The sequence below is a fragment of the Ruegeria sp. YTSB088 genome (genome assembly GCF_059609825.1).
Genome location: NZ_JBXWMM010000009.1, coordinates 1 through 23,497, shown reverse-complemented (window position 1 = coordinate 23,497; position 23,497 = coordinate 1). Strand labels below are relative to the sequence as shown.

The following is a 23,497-nucleotide window of genomic DNA, read 5'->3' as shown; positions in this document are numbered from 1 at the left end:
AACGTAGGTGCCGCTTCGGGTAAGGTCAAGATATCTGGGTGCGGGCCAGTGCATCTGTCACAAGATCGTGTGGCAACCACATCAGGCTTGCCGTGCGTGTCCACAAAATGGCGGTTCGAATGCTGCGGTCGGGATAGATCTGAGCCAGCGCATAAGCATATGCCCCCATCTGCCGCAACAGCCCGTCGGGGCATTCTTCCGCGAGTTTCGGAACGATGGTATTTGATTTGAAATCAATCACATGCACTTCGGTATCCGATACGATCAGACGATCGACAACCCCATGCATCCGCTGCCCGTTCAGATCGGAAGTTATGGGCACTTCGGCGAGCGTGTCAGGTGCGAATACGGGCTGTAGGTTTTCCGCTGTCAGTACACATGCAGCTTCGTTCAAAATCTCTTGCCGGTCCGTTTCCTGCATATCGGGTAGCAACCGGGCGCAAAGCTTTGGCCAAACGTCTTTCTCTGCCACGGGAAGGTGTTCCAGCAGAAGGTGGAGGTAGGTTCCACGCAGTTTGGCCGCCTCTTCATCCAGGCCGGCATCACCGGGTAATGCCTTTGGGCCGCCCAAGTCCGAAGGGCTGAGCGCGCTTGCAGGCGCAACCGGGTCCGGAGCCGGATGGTGAAACATGTCCGGCAAACCGACTGGCCCAACGTCAGCGTTCGGCTGATCGATCAAAGGCGGCGCCTCCCAATCTCCGTGGGACAGGCGGCGGATATCGGTACCTGGTACCTGCGCGGCCCCGGCCTGATCCATGGCCGCCTCGACCATCTGATACCAGCTGTTGCCGACTTTCCCCAACTCGCCGGCAGCCGCCACAATCAGCCATTTTTCGGCTCGTGTTAGAGCCACATACAGAAGTCGTAACCGTTCATTTTCCTCGCGGTTGCGCGCCTCGTCCCGGGCCTGAGTGATCAGGCTTGGCGAAACATCTGCCGAAACTTTCCATAGCGGAGTTCCTCCGGCCACCATGATCTCGGAATCACGTGGCGGCTGGCGCCTGCCCGTATCGGGCAAGATGACAATCGGAGCTTCCAGCCCTTTTGATCCGTGCACAGTCATCACGCGGATCATGTTGCCGACACCGCTCATCTGTCTTTTGATTTCCAGATCGTCGGTCTGCATCCAGACCAGAAACCCCGTCAGGCTGGGGATATCCGTTCGCTCATAGGCCAGTGCCTGGGACAACAGCGCATTGATGCCGTCTTCGGCTTCTGCCCCCAAGCGGCCCAGTAATTTGCGCCGTCCGTCGTGGCGGGTCAAAATACGTTCGATCAGATCATAGGGGCGCAGAAAGTCGATCTGGCTGCGCAGATCATTCAGCACGGACAGTGTTTCGGGGAACTCCTCCGCTCGGTTACGCAGTGCGGCCCATAGAAACTGCTCTTTTCGTCGGTGCGCCAGGTCGAAAAGCCGCTGCTCGGACCATCCGAACAAGGGGGACTTGAGAACCGTTGCCAGGGACAGGCTGTCTTCGGGCGTGGCCAGAAAGCTGAGCAATGCCGCAAGATCCTTGACCGCCAATTCAGCGCCCACTTTCAGCCGATCTGCTCCGGCGATGGGCAGGTGCAGCGCCTTGCAGGCACGGATGATCTCGGCAAACAGGTCCGAGCGGCGTTGCACAAGGATCAAAAAATCCCCTGGCTGCACTTTTCGACGAACGAATTGGCCGGGTTTGCCATCTTCCGGGATCGTCTCGCCCCGTTCGATCATGTCTTTGATCGACTGTGCAACCTTTTCGGCCAGAATGACGGTGTGATGCCGTGCGCCAGGACGATCAACCGGATCAGTCCAATCCCCGTCTTCGGCATCTGCAACTTTTTCGACAACGGGCCAAAGATCAACACGACCTGGCAGATCGGCCTTGAAAGCACGGTGTTGACTGTCCTTGCGAAACCCCGCATCAGAGCGGTTTTCAAACAGGATATCGACCAGAGTCAGGATCGCGTTGGAGGATCGGAACGAGTATTCCAACGTCGAATCCCACAGTTTAGAGCCTGATTCAGCGAGTTTCCGGCCAAACTCTTCCTGCATTCTGTCAAAGGCCTGTGGATCGGCGCCCTGAAAGGAATAGATCGATTGTTTCTTGTCGCCGACGACGAAGATCGTGCGCTCAACCCCGGATCGGGCCCCTTCCCCGCTGGTGAATTCCTGTGCCAGTTTCTCTATCACGTCCCATTGATCGGGGCTGGTGTCTTGTGCTTCGTCCACAAGAATATGATCGATGCCCCCGTCCAGTCGGTACAGCACCCATTCGGCCACTGCCGGATCGTTCAACACCTGCCGCGCGCGCAGGATCAAGTCGTCGAAATCCAGCCAGCCGCGCAGTTGCTTGCGCCGTTCGTATTCCGGCAGGAATGCAGCGGCAAAGCGTTGTAATACAGCAGTTTTCTGGGACGCGACTAGCGCCAGACGTTGTTCTCGTGCGGCTTCAATCCGCAGCATGAAGGCCTCGAGCTGCGGCATCCGGTCGGCCAGCACACCTTCGCGCAGGGGTTTGGTCGGAAAAGCGTTGAGTTTGGCCGTGAAGGGTTCCTTTGCGCCCTTCCCCGTCAGAAACACGCTTTCAAACATGGGTAGATGTGCCAACCGCACTTCGTTGAACCCAGCCAGTTTCGCGGCGGCCTTGGCGTTGTTGCCGCCGCTTTCGGTCAAAACGGGCAGCATGGATCGGATCAGCTCGACTTCGCCACCAAGAAAAACCCGCTCAAGCAGACTTGTTTCGTCAAACCCGGCGGGCAAACCGAAGCGGTGCAGCAGGTCGGACCACTCCAGTCGCTGTGCAAACAAATTGCGCTTTTGCGTGATTGCAGCAGTCAGTTTGTCAAAACCCGTATCCGTGACAAACCGGGCCACATCTTCAATCAACCCGGCCTGAGGGCCTTCGGCGAAATCCTCGACAATCTCCTCTCGCAACAAGGTTGCTGCGCGGTCTTCCATCTCGGAAAATTGCGGACTGACACCAGCCTCGAGCGGGAATCTTCGCAGCAACGAGGCGCAGAACGAGTGAATGGTCTGGATTTTCAGACCACCTGGCGTCTCGATGGCGCGGGCAAACAGGGTGCGTGCTTGCGCCAGCTTGTCCGAGCTGATTTCACCGGGTACACCGAGGTCGGTCAGCTGTTCCAGCAGAGAGCTGTTATCCAGCATTGCCCACTCACCAAGGCGCTTGAACAACCTGTTCTGCATCTCGCTGGCGGCGGCTTTGGTGTAAGTCAGGCACAGGATGTGCTGAGGCTGGACTCCGTCCAGCAGCAAACGCGCCACCCGGTCCGTCAAAACCCGTGTCTTGCCCGATCCGGCATTGGCCGCCAGCCAGGTCGAGGCATCGGGGCGCGCGGCCTGCACTTGCCGTTCAGTTGCATCGTTGCGCGGGCTCATGTCAGGTCCTCAGGGCATGTTTCGGCTGTACGGTCCCATTCGCCGAACCGAGCCAGGTGATCATAATCGCCGATATCTGAATCCTTGTGCAGCATACGACGGGACGAGAACCCCTGATCAGGTTCTAAATAAGCGGAAATCAACTCTTTCAGCTCGGCAAGAACCTTGTCGGTCGGTTCTTTTTCCAAGGGCGCGGTAACCTCCTTGTAACTACCACCCATACCGATGAAGATGGCTTCGGCCACGCCTGTCGGGTCAAGGCCCTCAATCCCGCCCTGCTCGGCCATCGCCGCCTCGATCAGCAACTGCTTGTCAAATTTGGATTGCTGGCTTTCCGTCGGTGGTGCGCCGGTTTTATAGTCGATGATCCGCAACGCGCCCCGGCGGTTGAAATCGATCCTGTCCGCGCGCCCGACAATGGTGAAATCCAAAGGGTTCAGCACCTGCTTCATCGCCGCCTCAAACGCCACCGGCCCACCATCAGTCCGGCGCGCGAGCTCCGCACCGAGGAAGTCCTCCGCGATCCGTTCCAACCGGGCCAGCCACAGTTTTCTGGCGGTCGGCCAGGCGACATGCTGATCCAACAGGGTGTGCGCCCGTTTCAGGAAGTTTTCCCGCGTCAGCAAAGCGCTGTCGAGGACACTGTCCTTGATGAAGTGCTCAAGGATTTCGTGAATCACAATCCCTCTCAGCAAGGCATCGGGGGCCTGCACAAGCGGATCAAGCGGTTTCAGACGAAGCACATGTTTGGCGTATATCGCGTATGGGTCACGGATCAGCTTTTTTATCTCCGTCACAGACAGACGGCGCGGACGTGCGGCGACCGGTGGACGCGGAGATGGGCGCGGTGCGGGGTCGACAGGCGGCGCATCTTCCAGAGTCTCGGACCAGTTCAGCCATTTTTCGCCCTGAGCGCGCATTTTGGCCAGAGCTTCGGGGCCACCTTGACCCGGCAAACCCTGCAATAGGTTGGTCAGCCGGTTCAGCCAACGTGATGGAACCGTCTCGGCATCATCCGAGCGGGTCGCGCGGGTCAACCACACTTCGGGTGCGCCGATGGCCTGCTGGAAGTCATGCGCAGACAGGCCGATCCGGCGCTCGGGCAGCAACAAACCCGCTTTATCACGCATCTGCCGGTTCAGCCACGGATCAGGTGTTGGTGCCTCTGGCCAGCTTCCTTCATTCAACCCACCAAGGATCAGCAGGTCGGCACCCTGCACCCGCGCCTCGAGCGTGCCCCAGATCATGATGTGCGGGTGCGGCGCATCCCGGTCACGAACCTCTTCACCCGCAAGCAAAGCGCCCAGCAGATCGGCAAAATCATGGGCCGTCATCAGGCCGCCATGCTTCGCCTCTGCCCTGAGTGAATTCAGTACCTCCAGCGCCTTTTGGCCTGCGTTTTTGTCCCACAGAGTGCCTGTTTCACCCGTGCTGCCAGCCGAGATCGCCTCGGCCAGTTCCATCAAACGCTCCACCCAGTCTGCGAGGTGCAGTTCATTGGTGATCTGCTGGTCGCAGAAGTGATACACGACCCATTTGACCCAGCTTTCCGGGGCTTCTTTACGCACTGCAAAAGCCGTGAGGCTTGCCCTGTCAGGAAAGGGCGGGCCGTGGCGGCGCAGGTCAAGCTCCAGATCACGCGTAAGCAGCAAATGGTTTCCGCGTTCACCGCCGTCATGACAAAGCGGATGCTTCAATAGGGTCAGCAGCGTCTCACCCTCCAGACGGCGCGTGAACAGGTTGGCCACATGACGAAGAAAACGACCCGGCGGGGAAAGTTGCAGCGGCAGGCCCGCACTGTCGTCCGGCACTATGTTCCACTGATCCAGCGCGGCGCTGACCTGGCGGGTCAACATGCGATCCGGCGAGATCAGAGCAGCGGTCTGTCCTTTTTCCGCAGCTAGCCGCAGTCGCAGGGCGATAGCCAATGCCTCGGCGCGGGGTGATTGCGCCTCGACCAGCGTCAGGTCTTTGGTCGCGCCTTCCAAATCGGCCAGTTTGGGGCCTTCGGTCATCCAGGCGTCGGTGATGGGTGCCGGACGTAAAGCTAGGGATACCAGTCGGTTACGAGCGGGTGAGGGGGTCGATAAATCCGTCCATGGGGTGATCTGACCCGGTGCAAGTTCCAGCGCGCGCATCAACTTGCGGAAACGGTATTGTGGGTGATCTTCAGACGTCAACGCATCATCCAACCCCTGCCAAACGTGATCCGGCTGATCGAAATCAAACCCAGGCAGCACCAGTGCCCCTTGTGGCAGGCGCGCGATGGCTTCCATCAACGTCAGGGTGGTGCCACGGGACCCGGTAGAGCCCGCCAGAATGACTGGGTGTTGCGGGGGGGCAATCTGCCATCGTGCGATCAGGTTTTCGACCACGCGGCGTTGGCGGGCCTGTGCATCCATCGTCTGCTCCTCGGTGTCGATGAAATGATCCGCGATGCCGATAAAAGCCTGTGCCCGCGCCCAGTGTCCGGACATGTCGCTGACATCCAGCTGCCGGATCGCCTCGGGCGACACGCCCTCGCCCTGCATTTCGTCAATCAGTGCGGCCAGACTGTCGGACAGGTCGAAGACCGAGGATCGGGCGGCCAGATCCGGCTGTTGTTCCAGCAGCTTGGATACCAGCTGAGTCAATTCAAGACGCCGCCGCAGGGGTGGGATGGCTGGTGGAATTTGCGCCAGATCAACGCTTTCGCCCAGGTCCGTCACCAACGAGAGACGGGGCAGAAGGCACGGCGGCCCCTGATTGAACAGTTCGCGGACGCGCCGCTCCATGCGTCTTGTGTTCAGAACCAGCTCTACCCGCGCCAAAGCTTCGGGCGGGCCAGAACAGCGTTGCCGCAGGCCATCGACCAATGCCTTTGGGAAATCCGTACCGGGGGGCACGGCAAAAACTCGGGGCAGGGTACCAGACTCAAACATCAGCCAGCAAACCCTCGGCCAGAGCGATGCCTTCGGGGCGGCCTACATCACACCAGCGTCCGGAGTATTCGACCGCAAAAAGTCGACCCCGATCATGCATCTGGTTCCAAAGCAGGTTGAGCGAAAATGTAGTTTGCGAGAACGAATGCAATCCATCGGTCTTGAGGATCTGTGCCCCACCATAAACCAAACCGGGACCACGCGTGATCCGTCCGCCTTTTTCGGCCGTGAAATCACCTGATCCAATATGACCAACAGTTCGCCCAACAGGAACGCACATCAGTAGCGCGTCCATACGGCTCGGGTCCCAAGCTTTCTGCAAACGGGTCAAAGGGTTTGGCCCGGACCAGATCGCGTCGGTGTTCAACGTGAATACGGGGTCGGTGCCCAACATTGGCAAAGCTGCCCGCAATCCGCCGCCTGTTTCCAAGATTTCAGAGTCTTCCCGAGACAGCAGAACACCCTTGGGACGGAGATGCGCTGCGAGCTGATCAGCGTGATAATGCAGGTTGGCGACAGTACGGACAGGGTCAAGATCTTCGACAAGGCCAAGCGCATGATCAATCAGTGGTCGGCCCGACACTTCGATCAATGGCTTGGGTCGGTCTTTGGTCAACGCGCCCATGCGGGTGCCGAACCCGGCTGCGAACAGCATTACGGCAAATGGCGATCCGGTCATTGCGTTCTCAACCTGGCCAGGTTTTCCGGAGTGGGTCTGGGCAAAGCTTCGTGCAGCAGGGGCGCCACCGAAACAAGGGCAGGGTGATCCAGATCGCGCATCAGATGTGCCCAGACGGCCGGGATCATGTCCACGTAGTGAGGCTTGCCATATTCCGTCGCCAGACGTGCGAAGACGCCAAGGATACGCAGGTTTCTCTGGGCCCCCAATACACTGTAGGCCGTGCGGAAATCATGGTCGTCCATACCTGACGCAGAGATGTAGTGGTTGATCATCTGCATTTCGATCCCGGCCGAGACATCTCGGCGTACATCCTGTAGCAGAGACACCAGATCGTAGGCCGGGTGCCCCAGCATGGCCAATTGGAAGTCCAGCAGCCCGACACGTTTCACGCCTTCGCGCTGCGGCAGCCACAACAGGTTTTCCGCGTGATAATCCCTGAGAATGACCACCTTCGCACCGGATGTTTCACGATGCAGGATGTCCGCGAACCTGTGCTCGAACCGGTCCAGGGTGTCTTCGTCAAATGTTCCCAGGATACCGGCCGCATATTTTGTGAAGGCCAATGAAGCCAGTTCCGTCATGAGGGACGGATCATAAGACGGCAAGGAAAGAGAAGGCGCCTGATGCAGGTGGAGCAACACGTCGGTGGCGGCCCGGTACAATTTCCGCTCCTTGCCCGGGTCTTTTTTCACGACACGCGCAAAAAGATCATCACCCAGATCTTCCAGCAACAGAAAACCGTACCGGGTATCTTCTGCGTAGACTTCCGGCGCGCTCAAACCAACCGATCGGAGGTATTCGGCAACCCGCACGAAGGGTTCAACATCGTCACTTTTTTCGGGTGGCGCGTCCATCAAAACCGCAGTGCGCCCGCCGGGCGGATCGATCAGCCGTTCGTATCTCCGGTTCGAGGCATCGCCTGCCAGCGGCGTACGTTTTGCCCCGGCCCAGGGGGTTTGTGCAATCAGGGCTTCGGCCAGGACCGTCCTGTTCGTCATGCAGTTCTCTCCAGTTTTTCCGCCCATTTCGGAGCAGTCCAAGACAGGGTCACACGGCGGAATTCGGTATTGTTAGGGTCTGTTTCAAACCTCAGCTTCAACGCAGTCTCGGGTGCAAAAGCTCCCAGCTTGTCCGGCCATTCCACAAGGCAAATTGCTGTATCAAAAGCTTCCGTCAGGCCCAGTTCGTCAACTTCTTCCGCCGCGCTCAGACGATACAGGTCGCAATGCCATATTTCACCTGATGGCGTGTCGTAAGCCTGGACCAAAGTGAAAGTTGGCGAGGGTACATCTTCGGGCTCAGCCATCAATGACTGAATGAGGTTGCGCGCGAAATGTGTTTTGCCGCTGCCGATCGAGCCTTCCAGCAGAACGACATCGCCCGGGCACAGTGACATTCCCATTCGCGCGGCGAAAACGGCGGTTTCTTCGGGCGATTTGAAAGTCAGAAATCGGGCGGTCTGTGTCATGCCGCCACAATGGCCTTGCGCCTGACCGGCTGCAACCCGGTTCAGGCGCTGATCTGTTCCATCTCGGTGGATTTCGAGGTAAACTCGGATCGGGTAAACCGGACGATTGTCGCGCCGTTATAAACCGGTGTGACGGTACAATCCACGATTATGCCGGACCTCATCTGGATTTCGGCTGTCCATTCGGCGCGGTTTTCCCGCATTTCGACAAAATCCCGGACCTCACCCAAAACCGGCGTCGCGACACAGAGGTCTTGCCAGCGTCGCGTGACATCGGTGACCGTTTCGCTTTGGAAGCCGATCTCTTGCGCGTCTCCCCACAGCTTCTGATACGCATAGTTGGTAAAGGCCAGCGTGCCGTCATCTGCAAAGACAGCAATTGCGTCCGCCAGTTTGTCCAGAATGGACTGCATCAGATCCATTTCCGATCGAAAGCGCTGCGTCAGTGTGATTTCCGCGGTGATGTCCTCGAACAGAAAGGCCACTGCACCATCCGGGTGAGGGCGCCCGCTGACGGAATAGACCGACCCGGATGGCAGCGACCACGTCTCGTGATAGTTTCCATCTTCTGCTGCTTCGAGAAGGTCGTTCATCTGACGGCGCCAGCTGCGGTAGTTTTTGGGTTCCGGCATCATGTGTTGATCGCGCAAACGGTCGAAAAAACTGCTTAGGCTGGGGCGGCAACTGAGGAAATCAGGTGGCAACGTAGTCAGGTCGATCAGGGCCGGGTTGAACAGGGCCAGTTGCCGATTGCGGTCAAAAATGGCGAGACCAATGGACAATTGGGCAAAGGTCTTGGTCATGGTCTGCACGAATTTGCGCTGGGCGGTTTCCGCCTCGACAATCGCGTTGACGTCAACAGCGTAACACAGATGACCGTTCTCGTGTTCGATCCGAGTCAAATCGAACCAAAGCTTGCGATCAGTGTCCGCCACATCCACCGACACGCGCGTTTTTCCGGTAGGTCTTGCCGCATCCTCCGGGCTTGCAAAAAGCGGTGCAGTCAGATCGGCGTCCTGATCACGTGCCTTTTGAACAAGTGTGACATAGGCGGCATTGCACCACTGCACCCGATTGTCGTTGCCGACCAACCATACCGGATAAGGGGCCAGATCCATTGCCAGACGGGTCGGCTCACTTGGGGTGGCCGATCCTGCTGAGGAGGCCTTTGTGCTTTCGCAAAGTCGAACGCGGACGACACCGTCAATCCACTCACACACGACTTCTCGTTCGATCGTGCAGTCAATGGCAGATACCACAAGATTGCCCCGATCGCGCACTTTGTCAGGAGTTTCGGGGAAAGTGGGGAAATCCCTTTGCAACAGGCGCCGCAAGCCCTGCCAGTTTCCAACATGTTCTAACCCGGCCAGCGCGAAATCAGAATGGCTGATCAGTTGGTCACCATCAAAAAGAAATACGGCGTCAAACAGAGAAGTATTTGAAAATAAACCAAAAGATTTGTCGCGCTGTGCCCGGCGCGGCAGCAGCCACAGAACGGCGAAACAGCACGAAACAAGACTGATTGTGGCCAGAATGATCCAATCGGCCATCAAATCCCCCAAGCCTGAACAAAACCCGGGCTGACTATGCGCGCTATTGGTTAACGGTCTCTTAATTCACACCTGAAAACGCGTGTTGGAACCGGAAGGGACGGGCGTGTCGCCTTTTTGGGCGTCAATCAATTTGCGAGGCCAAGTCACCTTGACGATGGCCCCACGCCGATCCGGGTTGTCAGTCAGATGCTGGTAAGGGTCAGAACCATTTGCGAATTCCAGCTCGGCGCCGCTGCGTTCCAGCAGGGTTTTGGCGATGAACAATCCCAGGCCCATGCCTTCGTATTCCGGGCGTGTTCTCTGATCGGATTCCACCCGTCGGCGGCGCATAAAGGGATCGCCAATGCGTCCGATCATGTGGGGCGGGTATCCCCGCCCGTCATCCATGATGCTGACGGTGATCCGGCCGTCGGTCCATTCGGCCTCGACCCAGACATTTGCGCGGGCAAAATCCACGGCATTCTGAATCAGGTTGCGCAATCCGTGAATGATCTCGGGTTTTCGCAGGATCGAGGGCTGCTGCACATCCCCGTCCTGCGCCGGGCCTTCGGAAAAATGAACCGCCTTGCCTCGGCCGACATGTGGTTCGGCCGCTTCGTTCACCACTGTCGAAAGCGGTGCCTGCCGCAGATGCAGATCATCTTTGCCCGCCCGCCCCATGTCGCGCAGAATGTCACGGCAACGGTCTGCCTGCTCGCGGATCAAAGCGGCATCTTCTTTCAGGTCCGGGCGATCGTCCAGTTCTTCGATCAATTCTGCGCTGGTCAGTTTTATCGTCGCCAAAGGTGTGCCCAGCTCATGCGCGGCAGCGGCAACGACGCCCCCCAGATCGGTCAGTTTTTGTTCGCGTGCCAGCGCCATATGCGTGGCGGCCAGTGCTTCTGACATGGATTGGACTTCGGAACTGACCCGGTGGGAATAGGCGCCGATGAAGACAATGGCGATGATGATTGCGGCCCAGTTTCCAAACAGAAGGATATCCGGGATATCCAGAACAAGCCCGAGGCTTGTCCGTAACGGAAGGTGAAATTCTGCCAGTACAGTAGTCAGAACGATTGCCACGGCACCGACGATCAGGGTCGATCGCGTGCTCATGACATTGGCTGAAATCGTGACCGGACCCAGCAGAAGCAATGCAAACGGATTGTTCAGCCCGCCTGTCAAATACAGCAGGATTGACAGTTGCAGCAGGTCGAACAGAACCATCAGGAAGTTTTCAAACTCGGTCAGGCGCTTGTTTTGCGGAAACAGCAAAATGGCAGTCAGGTTGCCCATGACCGAAATTCCGATGGCCAGGTAGCACAGGCCCAGTTCCAGCTGCACGTCATAGTATCGCTGCGCCACCGTGATTGCAGTGAGCTGACCGATGATGGCCACCCATCGCAAAAGGATCAGGGTCCGAAGCCGAATCCAGCTGCTGCGTCCCTGGCCGCGCCAAAAAGTCTGATTGGATTCTGCCATCGGTCGCTTATGTCCTGTTGCATCGGCTGGTCATCTTGATAGGTGTCCCGGCCGGAACGATCAACAACCCCTTGCGACCGGATAATCGAAATGACCCGCCTACTGTACGCAATTCTCGCAACCCTTGCTCTGGCTAGCGGACTTGGGGCCATGTGGCTTCTGACGTCGGGCGGCGGGTCCGATGACAAGTTCGCACAATGCCGGTCCAGCCAGATCGCCGGGGGTTCCGCCGCAATTGGCGGGCCATTTGAACTGGTGAATGGCAAGGGCGAGACGGTCACGGACAAAGATGTGATTGCCGAACCGACACTGGTCTATTTCGGATATACTTTCTGCCCGGACGTTTGCCCGTTTGATATGTCCCGCAACGCCGAGGCCGTCGATATTCTTGCCGAGCGCGGACTGTCGGTGACACCGTTGTTCATCTCAATTGACCCGGATCGCGATACGCCCGAAGTGATGGCCGACTATGCCTTCAACCTCGGTGGAAAGACGATCGCGCTGACCGGCTCGCCCGAACAGGTCAAGGCAGCCAGCAAGGCCTACAAGACCTATTACAAGGCGCATGACAAAGGCGACGAATTCTATCTGGTTGACCATTCCACCTTTACCTATCTGGTTACACCCGAAGACGGATTTCTGGAGTTTTTCAAGCGCGAGGACACGGCCGAACAGATGGCGGACAGGGTTGAATGCTTTCTGGATCAGGGCGCGTCGTAACAAGGTTGTTTGACCTTTGTTCCCGCGCTGCTATTACTCATGTTCGAGCCAAAAGCATGAAATAGCGAAAGACCCAACATATGGCAGATACTTCTCAGCTTGACATCGGCCCTGATAAATCCCTGCTTTTGGTTGATGATGACGAGCCGTTTCTGAGACGTTTGGCCAAGGCCATGGAAAAGCGCGGCTTCGAAGTTGAAACCGCGGGATCCGTCGCCGCTGGCCGCGCAATTTCCACCGCCCGCCCTCCGGCTTATGCTGTTGTTGATTTGAGACTTGAGGATGGCAACGGTTTGGACGTAGTCGAAGTATTGCGGGAAAAACGTCCCGACAGCCGTGTTGTTGTTCTGACCGGATATGGCGCCATCGCCACTGCCGTGGCGGCGGTCAAGATCGGCGCGACCGACTATCTGTCAAAGCCTGCGGACGCGACCGATATCACGAACGCGCTGCTTGCGAAGGGCGACGAACTGCCCCCGCCACCTGAAAACCCCATGAGCGCGGACCGTGTGCGCTGGGAACATATCCAGCGCGTTTATGAGCTGTGTGACCGGAATGTCTCCGAAACCGCGCGGCGGTTGAATATGCATCGGCGGACGTTGCAGCGGATACTGGCGAAACGCAGCCCTCGTTAAGTCGGCGGGGTGCTCGATGACGGTTTAGTGACTTGTAACCTTGGGTCCCGTCGGGGATTGTTCGGCATATCTGGAAAATTTTGTCAGAACAGGACCACTCGATGATCGGATATGTAACCGTTGGCGTTTCGGACATGGAGCGCGCTAAGGACTTCTATACCAGCCTATTCGCGGACAAGGGTGCGAAAGTGGTTATAGACGCAGGCCGGATCGCGTTCATTGGCAACAAACCCGACGCGCCGATGCTTGCGGTGTGCGAGCCCTACGACGGTGATGCCTGCGCCGTTGGAAATGGCAACATGGTCGCCTTTGCAGCCGACTCCAAGGATGAGGCCAAGGAACTTTACAACAAGGCAATCAGTCTGGGTGCGGTGGACGAAGGCGAACCCGGTCAACGTGTCCCCGACAGATTCTATGGCGCATATGTGCGCGACCCGGACGGCAATAAGCTTTGCTTTTACGTCTTTGGCTGAAACAGGGAGATCACAAACCCTATCCAAGCTTCAGACAGTTCGCCGGGTAGTGCAACAGTGTCTCCATGCAGGAGTATTAAGGTGAGCAAGAGACTTCTTTGCAGAGCTGCTGCGCCAGTTGACGATATCCGATTGAGTTAGGATGCAGCCCGTCTGACGTCCAGTTGACAATGTTCTCGTCGTACCCGTCCGGCGGGGTCAGAAATGTGCAGTTCGCCATTTCCTGACAGGCTTGTAGTGCAGCCGTGTTGAAGGCAGTTCGAAACGCCTCCATTTCTGCGGTCCAGCTTGCACCAGTGACAGGCAACACAGCACGCCAGATCAACCTTTCGGCGGGCGTGAACATGGTCTTCAACTGTGCGACATACCCTGCAATCTCCTCCGGAGGTGTGGCCGCCAGAGCGTCATTGACCCCGATTCCCAGATACCATGTCGGAACATGAGCGATCAGTTCCGGTTTTGCCCGTGCGATCAGGCCCGGGGTGGTGTCGCGGCTGATCCCAAGGTTCAGCGAGTTGGGTAGGATGTTACTGGTCAACCACCCCTCGATGATGGAATCACCGATGAAAGCGATTTGAATATCCGGTGAGTCCAATGCCTGAGATATCGGCCGCTCGTGCAGCCAGACCATGAGTTTGTAGTGATCGGTTATCGTGACCGGGACATGCGCGCCGGTGAATTTGCGGACTGTCTTCGAAAGATACCCGGTTTTGACCAACACCGCCGCAAGTACAAGAGTCAGAACGAGGTTGGCGACAAGCAAAATTCGGTTTCCGGTCCTTTTTTTCATCCCTGAATCACCATCTCCTTTAACCACTCAACTCATGCTGAAACCGCCCTTTAGACCTGTGCGATCAGCTCTGCGTGTCGTGTTGTATAGGCGTGCCGCACCTCGACCGGTGGGCGCAACCTGATCTGTAGACCTGCCATGACCTCCCTGTCAGGGCGGCCAAAGAACTTCGTGGCTTCGGCCTCGGAAAACCCAGCGATTTGTGTGGCCTCCATCCAGGCACTGATCTTGTCGGCCTTCTTGATCTGGCGCTTCACCGTTTTCGGCACCTGCGCAGGAAGGCCGAACCGGATGTGGATCGCCGCCGCCAGGCGGTCATCCAGCGCGCCGTAGTCCGGACCAACGGCGGACTTCACAGGGGAAATCATATCGCCGATCACATATTCGGGCGCGTCATGTAACAAGGCGGCCAATCGCCACTTCACCGAGGCCTTGGGGGCAACGCGACCAAAAATCTCTTCAACCAATAGGGAGTGTTCAGCCACGGAATAGGCGAAATCGCCGTTTGTCTGACCGTTCCAGCGAGCGACAAAGGCAAGACCATGCGCGATATCCTCAATCTCGATATCTACCGGTGTCGGGTCCAGCAGGTCCAGTCTGCGACCCGACAGCATCCTTTGCCACGCTCTGGGTTGTGTTGCCATTCTGCCATGCCTTGTGAAGTGGGTCACGTTCAATTCGCGTTTTTATGGTATGATCTACCTGTCTGGATCACATGCTGCCAACATTTTCTTGAGCGTTCGTGCTTTGAAACGGCGCGGTAGGATCCCGACATTAAGGACTGAGGGGGGTGCATTCTCCTCCCAGTGTGCCCCTCTCGAACTGAAACACGTATCGAAAGGAGCATCCTATGTTCAAACGATTATTCGCAATCGCACTGACCTTCGGAATGGCCGCCACCGCGCCGCCTGCCTTTGCCCAGAATTGTGCGGCACGGAATGACATCATATCCAAATTGCAGGAGAACTATGCCGAGGAATTAGCCTTTGGCGGTCTGCAAAAAACACGTGGCGCACAATCGGTGATGGAGGTTTGGACCTCGAAGGAAACGGGAAGCTATACCGTTTTGGTAACCAATGCGAACGGTATCAGTTGTATTGTTGCCGTTGGCACAGATTTTTTTGAAGCGATACCGAAGATCGAAATTGAAGGCACACCAAGCTAATATTGGCCATAACGTTTCCGATCACAGTCTTCAAAGTTGCCACCTGCCCCAAGGAATGCTAGGGGCAGCCAGGACTGTGAATTACCGGAAAATGGAGCACCTGATGGCCGGGGACTATATCGTTAAAGACATTTCATTGGCTGGCTTTGGCCGCAAAGAGCTGGATATTGCCGAAACCGAGATGCCGGGCCTGATGTCCCTGCGCACGGAATACGGCGAAAGCAAACCTCTGGCGGGTGCCCGCATCGTAGGTTCGCTGCACATGACCATCCAGACGGGCGTTCTGATCGAAACACTGGTGGCGCTGGGCGCGGATGTGCGCTGGGCGTCGTGCAACATCTTCTCGACCCAAGACCACGCGGCGGCCGCGATTGCCGAAGCTGGTATTCCCGTTTTTGCGATCAAGGGCCAGACACTGGAAGAGCATTGGGATTATCTGGACAAGTCCTTCCTGTTCGAAGACGGCCCGAACATGATCCTGGACGATGGCGGTGACGCAACGCTTTACATCCTGCTCGGCGCTCGTGCCGAAGCGGGTGAAGACATCATCCCTGTTCCGGGTTCGGAAGAGGAAGAGGTGATCAAAAAGCAGATCGCCAAGCGTATGGCGGCAAGCCCCGGCTGGTTCACTAAGATGCGTGACCAGATCCAGGGTGTGTCTGAGGAAACCACCACCGGTGTGAACCGCCTGTATCAGCTGGTTAAGGAAGGTCAACTGCCGTTCCCGGCGATCAACGTGAATGACAGCGTCACCAAGTCGAAATTCGACAACAAATACGGCTGCAAGGAATCGCTGGTCGACGGTATCCGTCGCGCTACCGACACGATGATGGCTGGCAAGGTTGCCGTGGTCTGCGGTTACGGTGACGTGGGCAAAGGCTCGGCGGCGTCGTTGTGCGGCGCGGGAGCCCGTGTGAAAGTCACCGAAGTTGACCCGATCTGTGCTCTGCAGGCTGCGATGGACGGGTTTGAAGTGACCTTGCTGGAAGACGAAGTCGCCAGCGCGGACATCTTCATCACAACCACCGGCAACAAGGACGTGATCCGCATCGAGCACATGCGCGCGATGAAGGACATGGCGATTGTTGGCAACATCGGCCATTTCGACAACGAAATTCAGGTGGCCAGCCTGAAAAACCACAAATGGACCAACATCAAGGAGCAGGTGGACATGATCGAGATGCCCTCGGGCAACCGCATCATTCTGCTGTCCGAAGGCCGTCTGCTGAACCTTGGCAACGCCACCGGGCACCCATCCTTTGTGATGTCGGCCTCGTTCACCAACCAGGTTCTGGCCCAGATCGAACTGTTCACCAAGGGTGACCAGTACGAGAACAAGGTCTACATCCTGCCCAAACATCTGGATGAGAAAGTGGCCCGCCTGCATCTGGATCGAATCGGCGTGAAGCTGACCCAGATGGACGCGGATCAGGCTGCTTATATCGGTGTCAAACCGGAAGGTCCGTACAAACCGGAGCATTACCGCTACTGATCGCTGTCTTGGTATGACGCAGAAATCTGGGCGCCGCCGGTATTTGTACTCGGCGGCGTCTTTCGTTCTCAGGCTGGCGGCAGTTGTGATCCTTTTGGGCGGTGGTGTCTGGTGGGTGTTGGCGCATCCCGAAACGCCGGTGCCGTCACATTGGAACCCGTTGCGCGATCTGAAAGTGACCGCCCCGGTCACACCTGTCACAAAGTTCCAGTTGAACCGCGCACTGGCCAGCGACGTACAGTGCCGGGTTGCTCTGGAAGACGCAGGTGTTCGTTTCGAGGCGATGGAGGATCTGATTGTCGATCAGAACTGCGGCATAGCCGGTCGGGGTCTTCTGACCAAATTGGTGACATCAGGGATCAAGGATGTTGAAACCAGTTGCGCCACGGCTTTGCGCCTGACCATGTGGGAACATCACGTCGTGCAGCCCGCCGCACGCGATCTGCTTGGGACCAACGTTTCCCGATTGCGCCACGTCGGCAGTTACAATTGCCGTCCTATGCGCACCGCGCAGGGTGAAAACAGCGGATGGAGCAGCCATGCCCGCGCGGATTCGATTGATATTGTCGGTGTGGATACCGTTGATGGTCGGACGCTGACCTTGTTGTCCAACTGGCAGGACTCCGGTCCAGAAGCCGCTTTTTTACGGCAGATCTGGCGCGAGGCCTGCGGTTGGTTTCGTGTGGTTCTTGGGCCCGATTTCAATCGCTTGCACGCGGATCATTTCCACTTGCAAGGCCCAGGGTGGGGCTATTGCCGCTAGGCTTATCAGCAAGAAACTTACAGACTTTGACCAGGGGGGAGAAATCGCAGTTTTTTTTCCTTTTGGAAAAGCCCGAGACGCGGCTAGTCTTCCGACCATCGGTGAAAAGTGCCGGGTAAACGGATCAAGGAGACTAGGATATGGGCAAGCGCGACGAGCTGATCGCCAAATACGCAGAAGACCTGAAAACCAAATGCGGCATGGACCCCGATATGGACCTGCTGACCAAGGTCACCATCGGTTGTGGTCCGGCGATCTATGACGCAGATGCGGCGACTGTTGCGGCCAGCCAGGACTCTGAACTGGAAACCGTCAAGAACAACTTTCTGATCAAAAAGCTGGGTCTGGCAGATGGCCCCGAGCTGATGGAAGGGATCAACAAAGCGATGGAAACCTACGGCAAGTCCGAGCGCAACAAGTACCGCGCCGTCGTGTACTACATTTTGACCAAGCATTTCGGAAAAGAAGCCGTTTACAGCTGATCTGGACGGAAATTCACAAAACGCCCGCTCAGATTTCGGCGGGCGTACTTAATTTGAGTTGTTATTTAGAGACTTGGCGTTTGAAACGCAGCAGGCGATTGGGCTAAGCTCAACACGTGACCAGGACGGTCAGAACCAGATATTTCCATACGCGTGTGGTGAGTAGGGAGCACGCGGGGGTAGGGAAGGTTCTGTATCGTCAGAACCTTCCCTCATTACTCATCTGAGCTCGCCAAGAATGCGCGCAATGAAGCTATCGAATTCAGTAGGCTGCTGGTCCGATCCCCCTTGCGAAGCACCGCCGCTGCCTGCCAGATAAACCTCTATCCGTCCCGGGCGGGTTTTGTTGCCCGAATTCGTGAAGTCTCTTAAAACACCGTCAAGAGCATCAGCCGCCAGCGCCGCATTTTCAGCGTCGCTTGGATGATAAAATCGAACCTGTGTTTCTCTGACGCGGAATCCCACGCGGTCCGTTGATACAACTGTCGCTCGGCCCTGTGTAAGCAATTCGAAAGCCCGGCTGCTGGCTTCTTGTGACACTCTCGACGGGACAAAAAGCGAAACTTCCAGATCAATGGGGGGTTGTACAGGCAAAAGCGGTTTTACCTCTGCAAAAGACGGGACCGCTGACAACGTGATCTCTTGCGGGACGGGATCATATAGCATCAAGGATGCCTGCGAAAAGCTGTCTTTGTTCGACCGGTTAGCGTGCCGCCACGGAGGTTCGACAGGAGCTGGAAACAAGGTTTGAGTATCGGCAGAAAAAGCGGCGGCCAAGATTGGCTCGAGTTGTGCCGGTATGAAAATCGCTGGCGGAGGCGAAGATGCGGCCGGTTCCTGGTCTGGGACTAGGGGCCCTGGTTTCACCGCGTCCGTACCCGATAGGTCTTCAGCAGGAACCGGTGGCGTCACAACTGCCTCAACCGAGGCGTTCTGGTCGAGAGGCGTGTCAGTGATCGAATCCCCAGTCTCTTCGGCGATTGCGAGGGCGGAAACGGGCGGGACCTCCAGAGCCGCTGAATCGGTAAGTTCCTCTTCTGTTTGTGTGTCTAGTTTGTCCGGCGGCCTTGCGTTTCTGACAATCGGCGCCCTGTCTGAAAGCAGCTCCTCGATTTCAGGAAGATTCTCCGTCGACGCATCCAAGCTTGCTGGGGTCTTTCCTTCTGTAGAGCGCCAGATTCCGGCAATATTGGTGACACCCCATTGCAGGACCGCGCCGCAAACCAAGGCGGCCAGAACAATACCTGCTCTAACTAAGGGCCTTTTCCTGACTTTTGGTTCTTCCAAATGCAGGGAACGGACCCGGTCTGATACGATCTCTTCGATTTTGGTTTCGTCCGGCCGGGACAGATACTCTGTCTCGGAAGGTTTCAAAACGGGCCTTTCCTGCGCTTCGTCCTGTGCTCCGCTAAGCACTTTTGCACGCTTTTCGCGCGCCTCTTTCAGGCGCGCTTCCCAATTTTTTGAATTCTTCGCAGCAACGGCGTCTTCGAGTATCCCATTGCCGCCTTCTTCGTCAGACATGGGTTCATGCTTTCAAGAGAGACCGAACTTTATACGAACACTGCCAAGTGTACGCGATTGCAGTATACGCGATCGACATGCCCCCACTCGGCAAAGCCCATGGAAACATAGCATCTTGTCAGGTGTTTGAGAAGTTCTGCACCTGACGACATGTTCCCATTCAGTCAGGCAGCGTTTCACCCAGCATGCAAATTATCCGCCATTCGTCCTCGGTCACTGGCTGCACCGACAAGCGAGAGTTCTTCACCAGCACCATATTCGCCAGACGCTCGTCCGCCTTGATCTGGTCCAATGTTACGGGTTTGGAAAAAGGCCGCACGGCCTTGATGTCCACACACTCCCAGCGTTCGTCGTCTGTGGTGCTGTCGGGGTGGGCCTCGGCGCAGATCTCGACAATTCCAACTACGGATTTGTCCTTTTGCGAATGGTAGAAGAACCCCCAGTCCCCAACGTCCATCTGACGCATGAAGTTACGCGCCTGATAGTTGCGAACGCCGTCCCATTCCTCGCCCGCATCACCTTTCGCGACTTGCTGATCCCAACTCCAGGTCGACGGTTCCGATTTGAACAACCAATAGGCCATCAACCGATCACCTTTTTCCACGCGATCAGTTCGACCGATTGGAACAATCCAGCCTTCGCGTAGGGGTCGCTTTCGGCCCAAGACTGTGCTGCGGCCAGATCCTCCACGTCGAGGATTATCAAAGAGCCGATCATGGAATCGCCGTCCAGCAGTGGTCCGGCCTGTGACACGACGCCGGTTTCTTCGATATAGGCCAGGTGGGCCGAGCGGTTGTCCAATCGGGTTTGCAACGCGCCGGGTTTGTCACGAGCGATGAGGGCGATCAGCATATTATTCCTCCTTGAGGGGTCGATTGAGCAGGTTTTGAATGGCCTCGGTGACACTGTAGGCGCCATAGCTCAGATCCGCCACAGTGGCGCTGATGGGCATATCCAGCCCTTCCTTGGCGGCTATGTCCGACATGGCGCGGGCGGTGGCGACGCCTTCGACCGTCGTTCGGCTGTCGAAGGTCTGATTCAGGCCCAAACTAAGGCCAAAACTATAGTTTCGGGACAGTTCGGACGAGCAGGTCAGCACAAGATCTCCTAGCCCGGACAAACCCATCAGTGTGTCGGGACGCGCGCCGCGCATCGCGGCAAAGCGTTGCATCTCGGCAAACCCGCGGGTCATCAAGGCTGCCCGGGCGCTGTCTCCCAGACCTGCACCGATGACGGCCCCGCAGCCAATGGCCATGACATTCTTCAGCGCACCGCCAAGTTCAGCGCCGATCGCGTCAGTGGTGCGATAGAGGCGCAGGTTCGCCGTCGTCAGTTCGGTCTGAAGCGCCTTGCCAAGTTCCGTATCCTCGCAAGCCAGCGTCAACGCGGTGGGCAGGCCGTGCGCGATATCATCCGCAAAACTGGGCCCGGTCAGCAAAGCGATGTGGGCATCCGGGACAACCTCCTTGATGACCGCGACAGGTCCAAGCCCCGAGGTCAGTTCAATTCCCTTGCAGCAGGCCACCAGAGTCTTGCCACGCAGTGCAGGGGCGTGATCTTGCAAAGCGCTGCGCAATTTCTGCATTGGCACAGCCAATAAAAGCATTTCGGCTTTGAGCGCATCGGCAATGTCCGCGGTCACTGCGATGTCCTTGGGCAAGGCTATGTTGGGCAGCCGGGTTGAGTTTTCGCGCATTTCGCGCATCTTCTGCGCCTGGCTGGCGTTTCTTGACCACAGAGTCACCGGCCCGTTGCCTGCCAGCGAGATCGCCAAGGCAGTGCCAAACGCACCGGAACCCAGAACGGATACGCTCATGCCTTGGCCCCTTTCTTGCCGCCGCCCAGCATCGCCGGGCTGTGCTGATCCAGAGGCCAGCGGGGTCGGGCGGTCAGGTCCAGCCCGTCCTGTGCCCCGCAACGAAAGCGCTCAAGACCCGCGTAGGCGATCATCGCGGCGTTATCCGTGCACAACGCCAGCGGAGGTGCTGTAAATCGGGTGTTATTTTTGGCGCAAACAGACTCTAATTTGGACCGAATGGCCGAATTTGCGGCAACTCCTCCAGCAACAGCAATCACGGGATCAGCCGGGCTGTGTTCCAGATACAGATCGATTGCGCGTCGGGTCTTTTCGGCCAACGTGTCCACAATCGCCTGCTGGAATCCAGCGCACAGGTCTGCGCGGTCCTGACGAGTCAGGCCGCCCTTTTTAGCCACGATTTGATCGCGCATCCGCATCAACGCAGTTTTCAACCCAGAGAAGGACAGATCGCAACCGGGCCGGTCGAGAAGCGGCCTTGGAAACTGGAAGCGGTTGGGATCACCGGCGCGCGCCTCGGCCTCGACGGAAGGGCCGCCAGGTTGCGGCAGGCCCAGCAAGCGGGCGGTTTTGTCGAAGGCTTCACCCGGCGCATCGTCAATAGTACCGCCAAGGCGGGTAAACTGCTCGGGCCCGTGGGCAATCAGGTATTGGCAATGTCCGCCCGACACCAGAAGCACCAGGTAGGGGAAGGCTATGTTGTCTGTCAGGCGTGGTGTCAGCGCATGACCGGCAAGGTGATTGACACCCACCAGCGGCAGACCGGTGGCCGCGCTGAGCCCCTTGGCGCACATCACGCCGGACATGACCCCTCCGATCAGACCCGGCCCTGAGGTGACGGCAATGGCGTCCATGTCCCTCAGTGAAAGCCCCGCGGCTTCCAGTGCTTGCACGACACAGACATCCAGCTTTTCTGCATGTGCCCGGGCTGCGATCTCGGGCACGACGCCGCCATAAGCACTGTGCAGATCGGTTTGGCCATGCACAATGGATGACAGGATTTCGGCTTCGGCGCTCGCCATTTGGCGCACGATGGCTGCGGCCGTATCGTCACAGCTGCTTTCCAATCCCAGTACGGTAAGTGTTTGCACCATCACCCTGATCCGTTGCATCATGATCTTACGGCGGGGTATCACCCTGCGCGGATGCAAACAATCCTGAAGGGCCAAGGGGCCACACGTTGTATTTGTTGATGACCCGCCCGCGCGCCGCCTCTGAAAGGTTCGTTGCGCAGTTGCCGACCCGCACCAGATCACGGGTTCAGGTCATCTATTCCCCGATCATGGAAATCCTGCCTCTGCCGGTTGCCGTTGAGACCGAGGGAGTGCAGGGATTGATTTTCACCTCGGCCAATGCCGTGAACGCGGCGGCCGCGAAAGGTGTTGACCGCACCCTGCCTGCGTTCTGCGTCGGGCCCGCAACAACTGGCACAGCGAAAGGGTACGGTTGGCAGGCCGAGATGGTCGGGGCCACGGCAGAGGAGCTGGTGGGACATCTGCTCAAGCGGCGGCCCAAAAGCCCGTTGTTGCATTTGAGGGGTGAGCACACGCGTGGCGATGTTGCCGGTCGACTGACCGAATCTGGTCTGGCCGTGCGGGAACAGCCCGTCTACCAACAAAGACTGTTGCCGCTAACACCCGAGGCGGTGGAAGCAGCAGATGGAGATTCGCCGATAATCGCTCCGCTTTTTTCGCCAAGGACGGCGCGACATTTTGCCGATATTTGGGCTGGATCAGCGCCATTGTGGCTGGCTGCAATCAGTCAGGCCACGGGTGATCCCCTTTATTCGTTGGACTATGCGGGCCTGAAGATCGCGAAGATGCCGACACCAAAGAAAATGCGTAAGGCTGTTAAAAAGCTTGCAAAACATGCGTTGCGGGTTGAGGGCGGCGCGGTCCCCGATTAACTTGACCTGGGCTGTTATTCATCTGAATTTGGATTCGATAAGAGGAATATTGCGGTGGCTGGTAAGAAAAAGTCCGAAGAAAAGCCGGTGGAAAGCCCTCAGGCGGATGACGTCGTCGAAACCGAATTGCAACAGGGCGATGCGCCTGTTGACCCGGCTGAAAACGTAGAAGAAGACTTTTCCGAAGCCGAAGCCGAAGCCGAAGCCGAAGCCGAAGCCGAAGCCGAAGCCGAAGCCGAAGCCGAAGCCGAAGCCGAAGCCGAA

General features: G+C 57.5%; 22 protein-coding genes and 1 pseudogene. 9 read left to right on the top strand and 14 right to left on the bottom strand.

The features are described 5' to 3' along the window. Positions 1-25 precede the first annotated feature (25 nt). From addA to regB, 7 genes are all read right to left on the bottom strand, one after another. Positions 26-3,382, bottom strand: coding sequence for a double-strand break repair helicase AddA (gene addA / locus AC2FFA_RS15060; protein ID WP_496852232.1), 3,357 nt, complete (start codon positions 3,380-3,382; stop codon positions 26-28). Then, positions 3,379-6,303, bottom strand: a complete 2,925-nt coding sequence (gene addB, locus AC2FFA_RS15055; protein ID WP_496852231.1) for a double-strand break repair protein AddB — start codon at positions 6,301-6,303, stop codon at positions 3,379-3,381. Before addB ends, addA begins: the two co-directional genes overlap by 4 nt. Further along, positions 6,296-6,982: a nucleotidyltransferase family protein gene (locus AC2FFA_RS15050; protein WP_496852229.1), complete on the bottom strand. Its 687-nt coding sequence runs from the start codon at positions 6,980-6,982 to the stop codon at positions 6,296-6,298. Before AC2FFA_RS15050 ends, addB begins: the two co-directional genes overlap by 8 nt. Beyond that, positions 6,979-7,983, bottom strand: a complete 1,005-nt coding sequence (locus tag AC2FFA_RS15045; protein WP_496718966.1) for an aminoglycoside phosphotransferase family protein — start codon at positions 7,981-7,983, stop codon at positions 6,979-6,981. The genes AC2FFA_RS15050 and AC2FFA_RS15045 overlap by 4 nt, the downstream gene beginning before the upstream one ends. After that, positions 7,980-8,453: a tRNA (adenosine(37)-N6)-threonylcarbamoyltransferase complex ATPase subunit type 1 TsaE gene (gene tsaE, locus AC2FFA_RS15040; RefSeq protein WP_496852227.1), complete on the bottom strand. Its 474-nt coding sequence runs from the start codon at positions 8,451-8,453 to the stop codon at positions 7,980-7,982. Before tsaE ends, AC2FFA_RS15045 begins: the two co-directional genes overlap by 4 nt. Positions 8,454-8,494: 41 nt before the next feature. After that, positions 8,495-10,003 (bottom strand): PAS-domain containing protein, encoded by a 1,509-nt coding sequence (locus tag AC2FFA_RS15035; RefSeq protein WP_496852226.1) that lies wholly within the window; start codon positions 10,001-10,003, stop codon positions 8,495-8,497. A 66-nt stretch (positions 10,004-10,069) separates the two neighbouring features. Further along, positions 10,070-11,467 (bottom strand): sensor histidine kinase RegB, encoded by a 1,398-nt coding sequence (gene regB, locus AC2FFA_RS15030; RefSeq protein WP_117871216.1) that lies wholly within the window; start codon positions 11,465-11,467, stop codon positions 10,070-10,072. A 90-nt stretch (positions 11,468-11,557) separates the two neighbouring features. Here regB and AC2FFA_RS15025 point away from each other — a divergent pair, with 90 nt between their 5' ends. The 3 genes from AC2FFA_RS15025 (at position 11,558) to AC2FFA_RS15015 (ending at position 13,295) form a co-directional block, all read left to right on the top strand. Then, positions 11,558-12,187 carry an SCO family protein gene (locus AC2FFA_RS15025; protein WP_496852225.1) on the top strand — a complete coding sequence of 210 codons (630 nt, stop codon included), beginning with the start codon at positions 11,558-11,560 and terminating at the stop codon, positions 12,185-12,187. 80 nt (positions 12,188-12,267) lie between these two features. After that, a complete protein-coding gene (locus AC2FFA_RS15020; protein WP_117871212.1) occupies positions 12,268-12,822 on the top strand; it encodes an ActR/PrrA/RegA family redox response regulator transcription factor in 555 nt (184 codons plus the stop codon). A 101-nt stretch (positions 12,823-12,923) separates the two neighbouring features. Further along, positions 12,924-13,295, top strand: a complete 372-nt coding sequence (locus tag AC2FFA_RS15015; protein ID WP_117871210.1) for a VOC family protein — start codon at positions 12,924-12,926, stop codon at positions 13,293-13,295. Positions 13,296-13,371: 76 nt separating this feature from the next. Here AC2FFA_RS15015 and AC2FFA_RS15010 read toward each other — a convergent pair whose 3' ends face one another. Beyond that, the gene (locus AC2FFA_RS15010; RefSeq protein WP_496852223.1) at positions 13,372-14,085 is read right to left on the bottom strand and encodes an SGNH/GDSL hydrolase family protein; all 714 of its coding nucleotides are present in this window, start codon (positions 14,083-14,085) and stop codon (positions 13,372-13,374) included. Positions 14,086-14,135: 50 nt separating this feature from the next. Then, positions 14,136-14,729, bottom strand: coding sequence for an HD domain-containing protein (locus AC2FFA_RS15005; protein ID WP_117871205.1), 594 nt, complete (start codon positions 14,727-14,729; stop codon positions 14,136-14,138). Positions 14,730-14,935: 206 nt separating this feature from the next. Here AC2FFA_RS15005 and AC2FFA_RS15000 point away from each other — a divergent pair, with 206 nt between their 5' ends. The 4 genes from AC2FFA_RS15000 to AC2FFA_RS14985 all read left to right on the top strand — a co-directional run bounded on the left by AC2FFA_RS15000 (position 14,936) and on the right by AC2FFA_RS14985 (position 17,987). Then, positions 14,936-15,250 carry a hypothetical protein gene (locus tag AC2FFA_RS15000; RefSeq protein WP_117871202.1) on the top strand — a complete coding sequence of 105 codons (315 nt, stop codon included), beginning with the start codon at positions 14,936-14,938 and terminating at the stop codon, positions 15,248-15,250. A gap of 103 nt (positions 15,251-15,353) precedes the next feature. After that, positions 15,354-16,742: an adenosylhomocysteinase gene (ahcY, locus tag AC2FFA_RS14995; RefSeq protein ID WP_299899763.1), complete on the top strand. Its 1,389-nt coding sequence runs from the start codon at positions 15,354-15,356 to the stop codon at positions 16,740-16,742. Positions 16,743-16,755: 13 nt separating this feature from the next. Further along, a complete protein-coding gene (locus AC2FFA_RS14990) occupies positions 16,756-17,505 on the top strand; it encodes an extensin-like domain-containing protein (protein WP_496852222.1) in 750 nt (249 codons plus the stop codon). Positions 17,506-17,645: 140 nt separating this feature from the next. Then, a complete protein-coding gene (locus AC2FFA_RS14985) occupies positions 17,646-17,987 on the top strand; it encodes a DUF2853 family protein (RefSeq protein ID WP_117871196.1) in 342 nt (113 codons plus the stop codon). A 219-nt stretch (positions 17,988-18,206) separates the two neighbouring features. Here the strand turns inward: AC2FFA_RS14985 and AC2FFA_RS14980 are convergent, their stop codons facing one another. The 5 genes from AC2FFA_RS14980 to tsaD form a co-directional block, all read right to left on the bottom strand. After that, positions 18,207-19,511, bottom strand: coding sequence for a hypothetical protein (locus AC2FFA_RS14980; RefSeq protein WP_496852221.1), 1,305 nt, complete (start codon positions 19,509-19,511; stop codon positions 18,207-18,209). Between the two features lie 160 nt (positions 19,512-19,671). Then, positions 19,672-20,094: an EVE domain-containing protein gene (locus AC2FFA_RS14975; RefSeq protein WP_117871192.1), complete on the bottom strand. Its 423-nt coding sequence runs from the start codon at positions 20,092-20,094 to the stop codon at positions 19,672-19,674. After that, on the bottom strand, positions 20,094-20,363 hold the full coding sequence (locus AC2FFA_RS14970; RefSeq protein WP_496852220.1) for a YciI family protein: 270 nt from the start codon (positions 20,361-20,363) through the stop codon (positions 20,094-20,096). The genes AC2FFA_RS14975 and AC2FFA_RS14970 overlap by 1 nt, the downstream gene beginning before the upstream one ends. 1 nt (position 20,364) lies before the next feature. After that, the gene (locus tag AC2FFA_RS14965) at positions 20,365-21,327 is read right to left on the bottom strand and encodes an NAD(P)H-dependent glycerol-3-phosphate dehydrogenase (RefSeq protein ID WP_496852219.1); all 963 of its coding nucleotides are present in this window, start codon (positions 21,325-21,327) and stop codon (positions 20,365-20,367) included. Further along, positions 21,324-22,421, bottom strand: a complete 1,098-nt coding sequence (gene tsaD / locus AC2FFA_RS14960; protein ID WP_496852218.1) for a tRNA (adenosine(37)-N6)-threonylcarbamoyltransferase complex transferase subunit TsaD — start codon at positions 22,419-22,421, stop codon at positions 21,324-21,326. Before tsaD ends, AC2FFA_RS14965 begins: the two co-directional genes overlap by 4 nt. An 86-nt stretch (positions 22,422-22,507) precedes the next feature. Here tsaD and AC2FFA_RS14955 point away from each other — a divergent pair, with 86 nt between their 5' ends. Next, on the top strand, positions 22,508-23,233 hold the full coding sequence (locus AC2FFA_RS14955; protein ID WP_496852217.1) for a uroporphyrinogen-III synthase: 726 nt from the start codon (positions 22,508-22,510) through the stop codon (positions 23,231-23,233). 54 nt (positions 23,234-23,287) lie between these two features. After that, a pseudogene (locus tag AC2FFA_RS14950) lies at positions 23,288-23,497 on the top strand (hypothetical protein); the annotation flags it as partial.

Coding starts and splice junctions, on each gene's coding strand:
- addA (WP_496852232.1), bottom strand. CDS start 3,382: ATGAGCCCGCGCAACGATGCAACTGAACGGCAAGTGCAGGCCGCGCGC.
- addB (WP_496852231.1), bottom strand. CDS start 6,303: ATGTTTGAGTCTGGTACCCTGCCCCGAGTTTTTGCCGTGCCCCCCGGT.
- AC2FFA_RS15050 (WP_496852229.1), bottom strand. CDS start 6,982: ATGACCGGATCGCCATTTGCCGTAATGCTGTTCGCAGCCGGGTTCGGC.
- AC2FFA_RS15045 (WP_496718966.1), bottom strand. CDS start 7,983: ATGACGAACAGGACGGTCCTGGCCGAAGCCCTGATTGCACAAACCCCC.
- tsaE (WP_496852227.1), bottom strand. CDS start 8,453: ATGACACAGACCGCCCGATTTCTGACTTTCAAATCGCCCGAAGAAACC.
- AC2FFA_RS15035 (WP_496852226.1), bottom strand. CDS start 10,003: ATGGCCGATTGGATCATTCTGGCCACAATCAGTCTTGTTTCGTGCTGT.
- regB (WP_117871216.1), bottom strand. CDS start 11,467: ATGGCAGAATCCAATCAGACTTTTTGGCGCGGCCAGGGACGCAGCAGC.
- AC2FFA_RS15025 (WP_496852225.1), top strand. CDS start 11,558: ATGACCCGCCTACTGTACGCAATTCTCGCAACCCTTGCTCTGGCTAGC.
- AC2FFA_RS15020 (WP_117871212.1), top strand. CDS start 12,268: ATGGCAGATACTTCTCAGCTTGACATCGGCCCTGATAAATCCCTGCTT.
- AC2FFA_RS15015 (WP_117871210.1), top strand. CDS start 12,924: ATGATCGGATATGTAACCGTTGGCGTTTCGGACATGGAGCGCGCTAAG.
- AC2FFA_RS15010 (WP_496852223.1), bottom strand. CDS start 14,085: ATGAAAAAAAGGACCGGAAACCGAATTTTGCTTGTCGCCAACCTCGTT.
- AC2FFA_RS15005 (WP_117871205.1), bottom strand. CDS start 14,729: ATGGCAACACAACCCAGAGCGTGGCAAAGGATGCTGTCGGGTCGCAGA.
- AC2FFA_RS15000 (WP_117871202.1), top strand. CDS start 14,936: ATGTTCAAACGATTATTCGCAATCGCACTGACCTTCGGAATGGCCGCC.
- ahcY (WP_299899763.1), top strand. CDS start 15,354: ATGGCCGGGGACTATATCGTTAAAGACATTTCATTGGCTGGCTTTGGC.
- AC2FFA_RS14990 (WP_496852222.1), top strand. CDS start 16,756: ATGACGCAGAAATCTGGGCGCCGCCGGTATTTGTACTCGGCGGCGTCT.
- AC2FFA_RS14985 (WP_117871196.1), top strand. CDS start 17,646: ATGGGCAAGCGCGACGAGCTGATCGCCAAATACGCAGAAGACCTGAAA.
- AC2FFA_RS14980 (WP_496852221.1), bottom strand. CDS start 19,511: ATGTCTGACGAAGAAGGCGGCAATGGGATACTCGAAGACGCCGTTGCT.
- AC2FFA_RS14975 (WP_117871192.1), bottom strand. CDS start 20,094: ATGGCCTATTGGTTGTTCAAATCGGAACCGTCGACCTGGAGTTGGGAT.
- AC2FFA_RS14970 (WP_496852220.1), bottom strand. CDS start 20,363: ATGCTGATCGCCCTCATCGCTCGTGACAAACCCGGCGCGTTGCAAACC.
- AC2FFA_RS14965 (WP_496852219.1), bottom strand. CDS start 21,327: ATGAGCGTATCCGTTCTGGGTTCCGGTGCGTTTGGCACTGCCTTGGCG.
- tsaD (WP_496852218.1), bottom strand. CDS start 22,421: ATGGTGCAAACACTTACCGTACTGGGATTGGAAAGCAGCTGTGACGAT.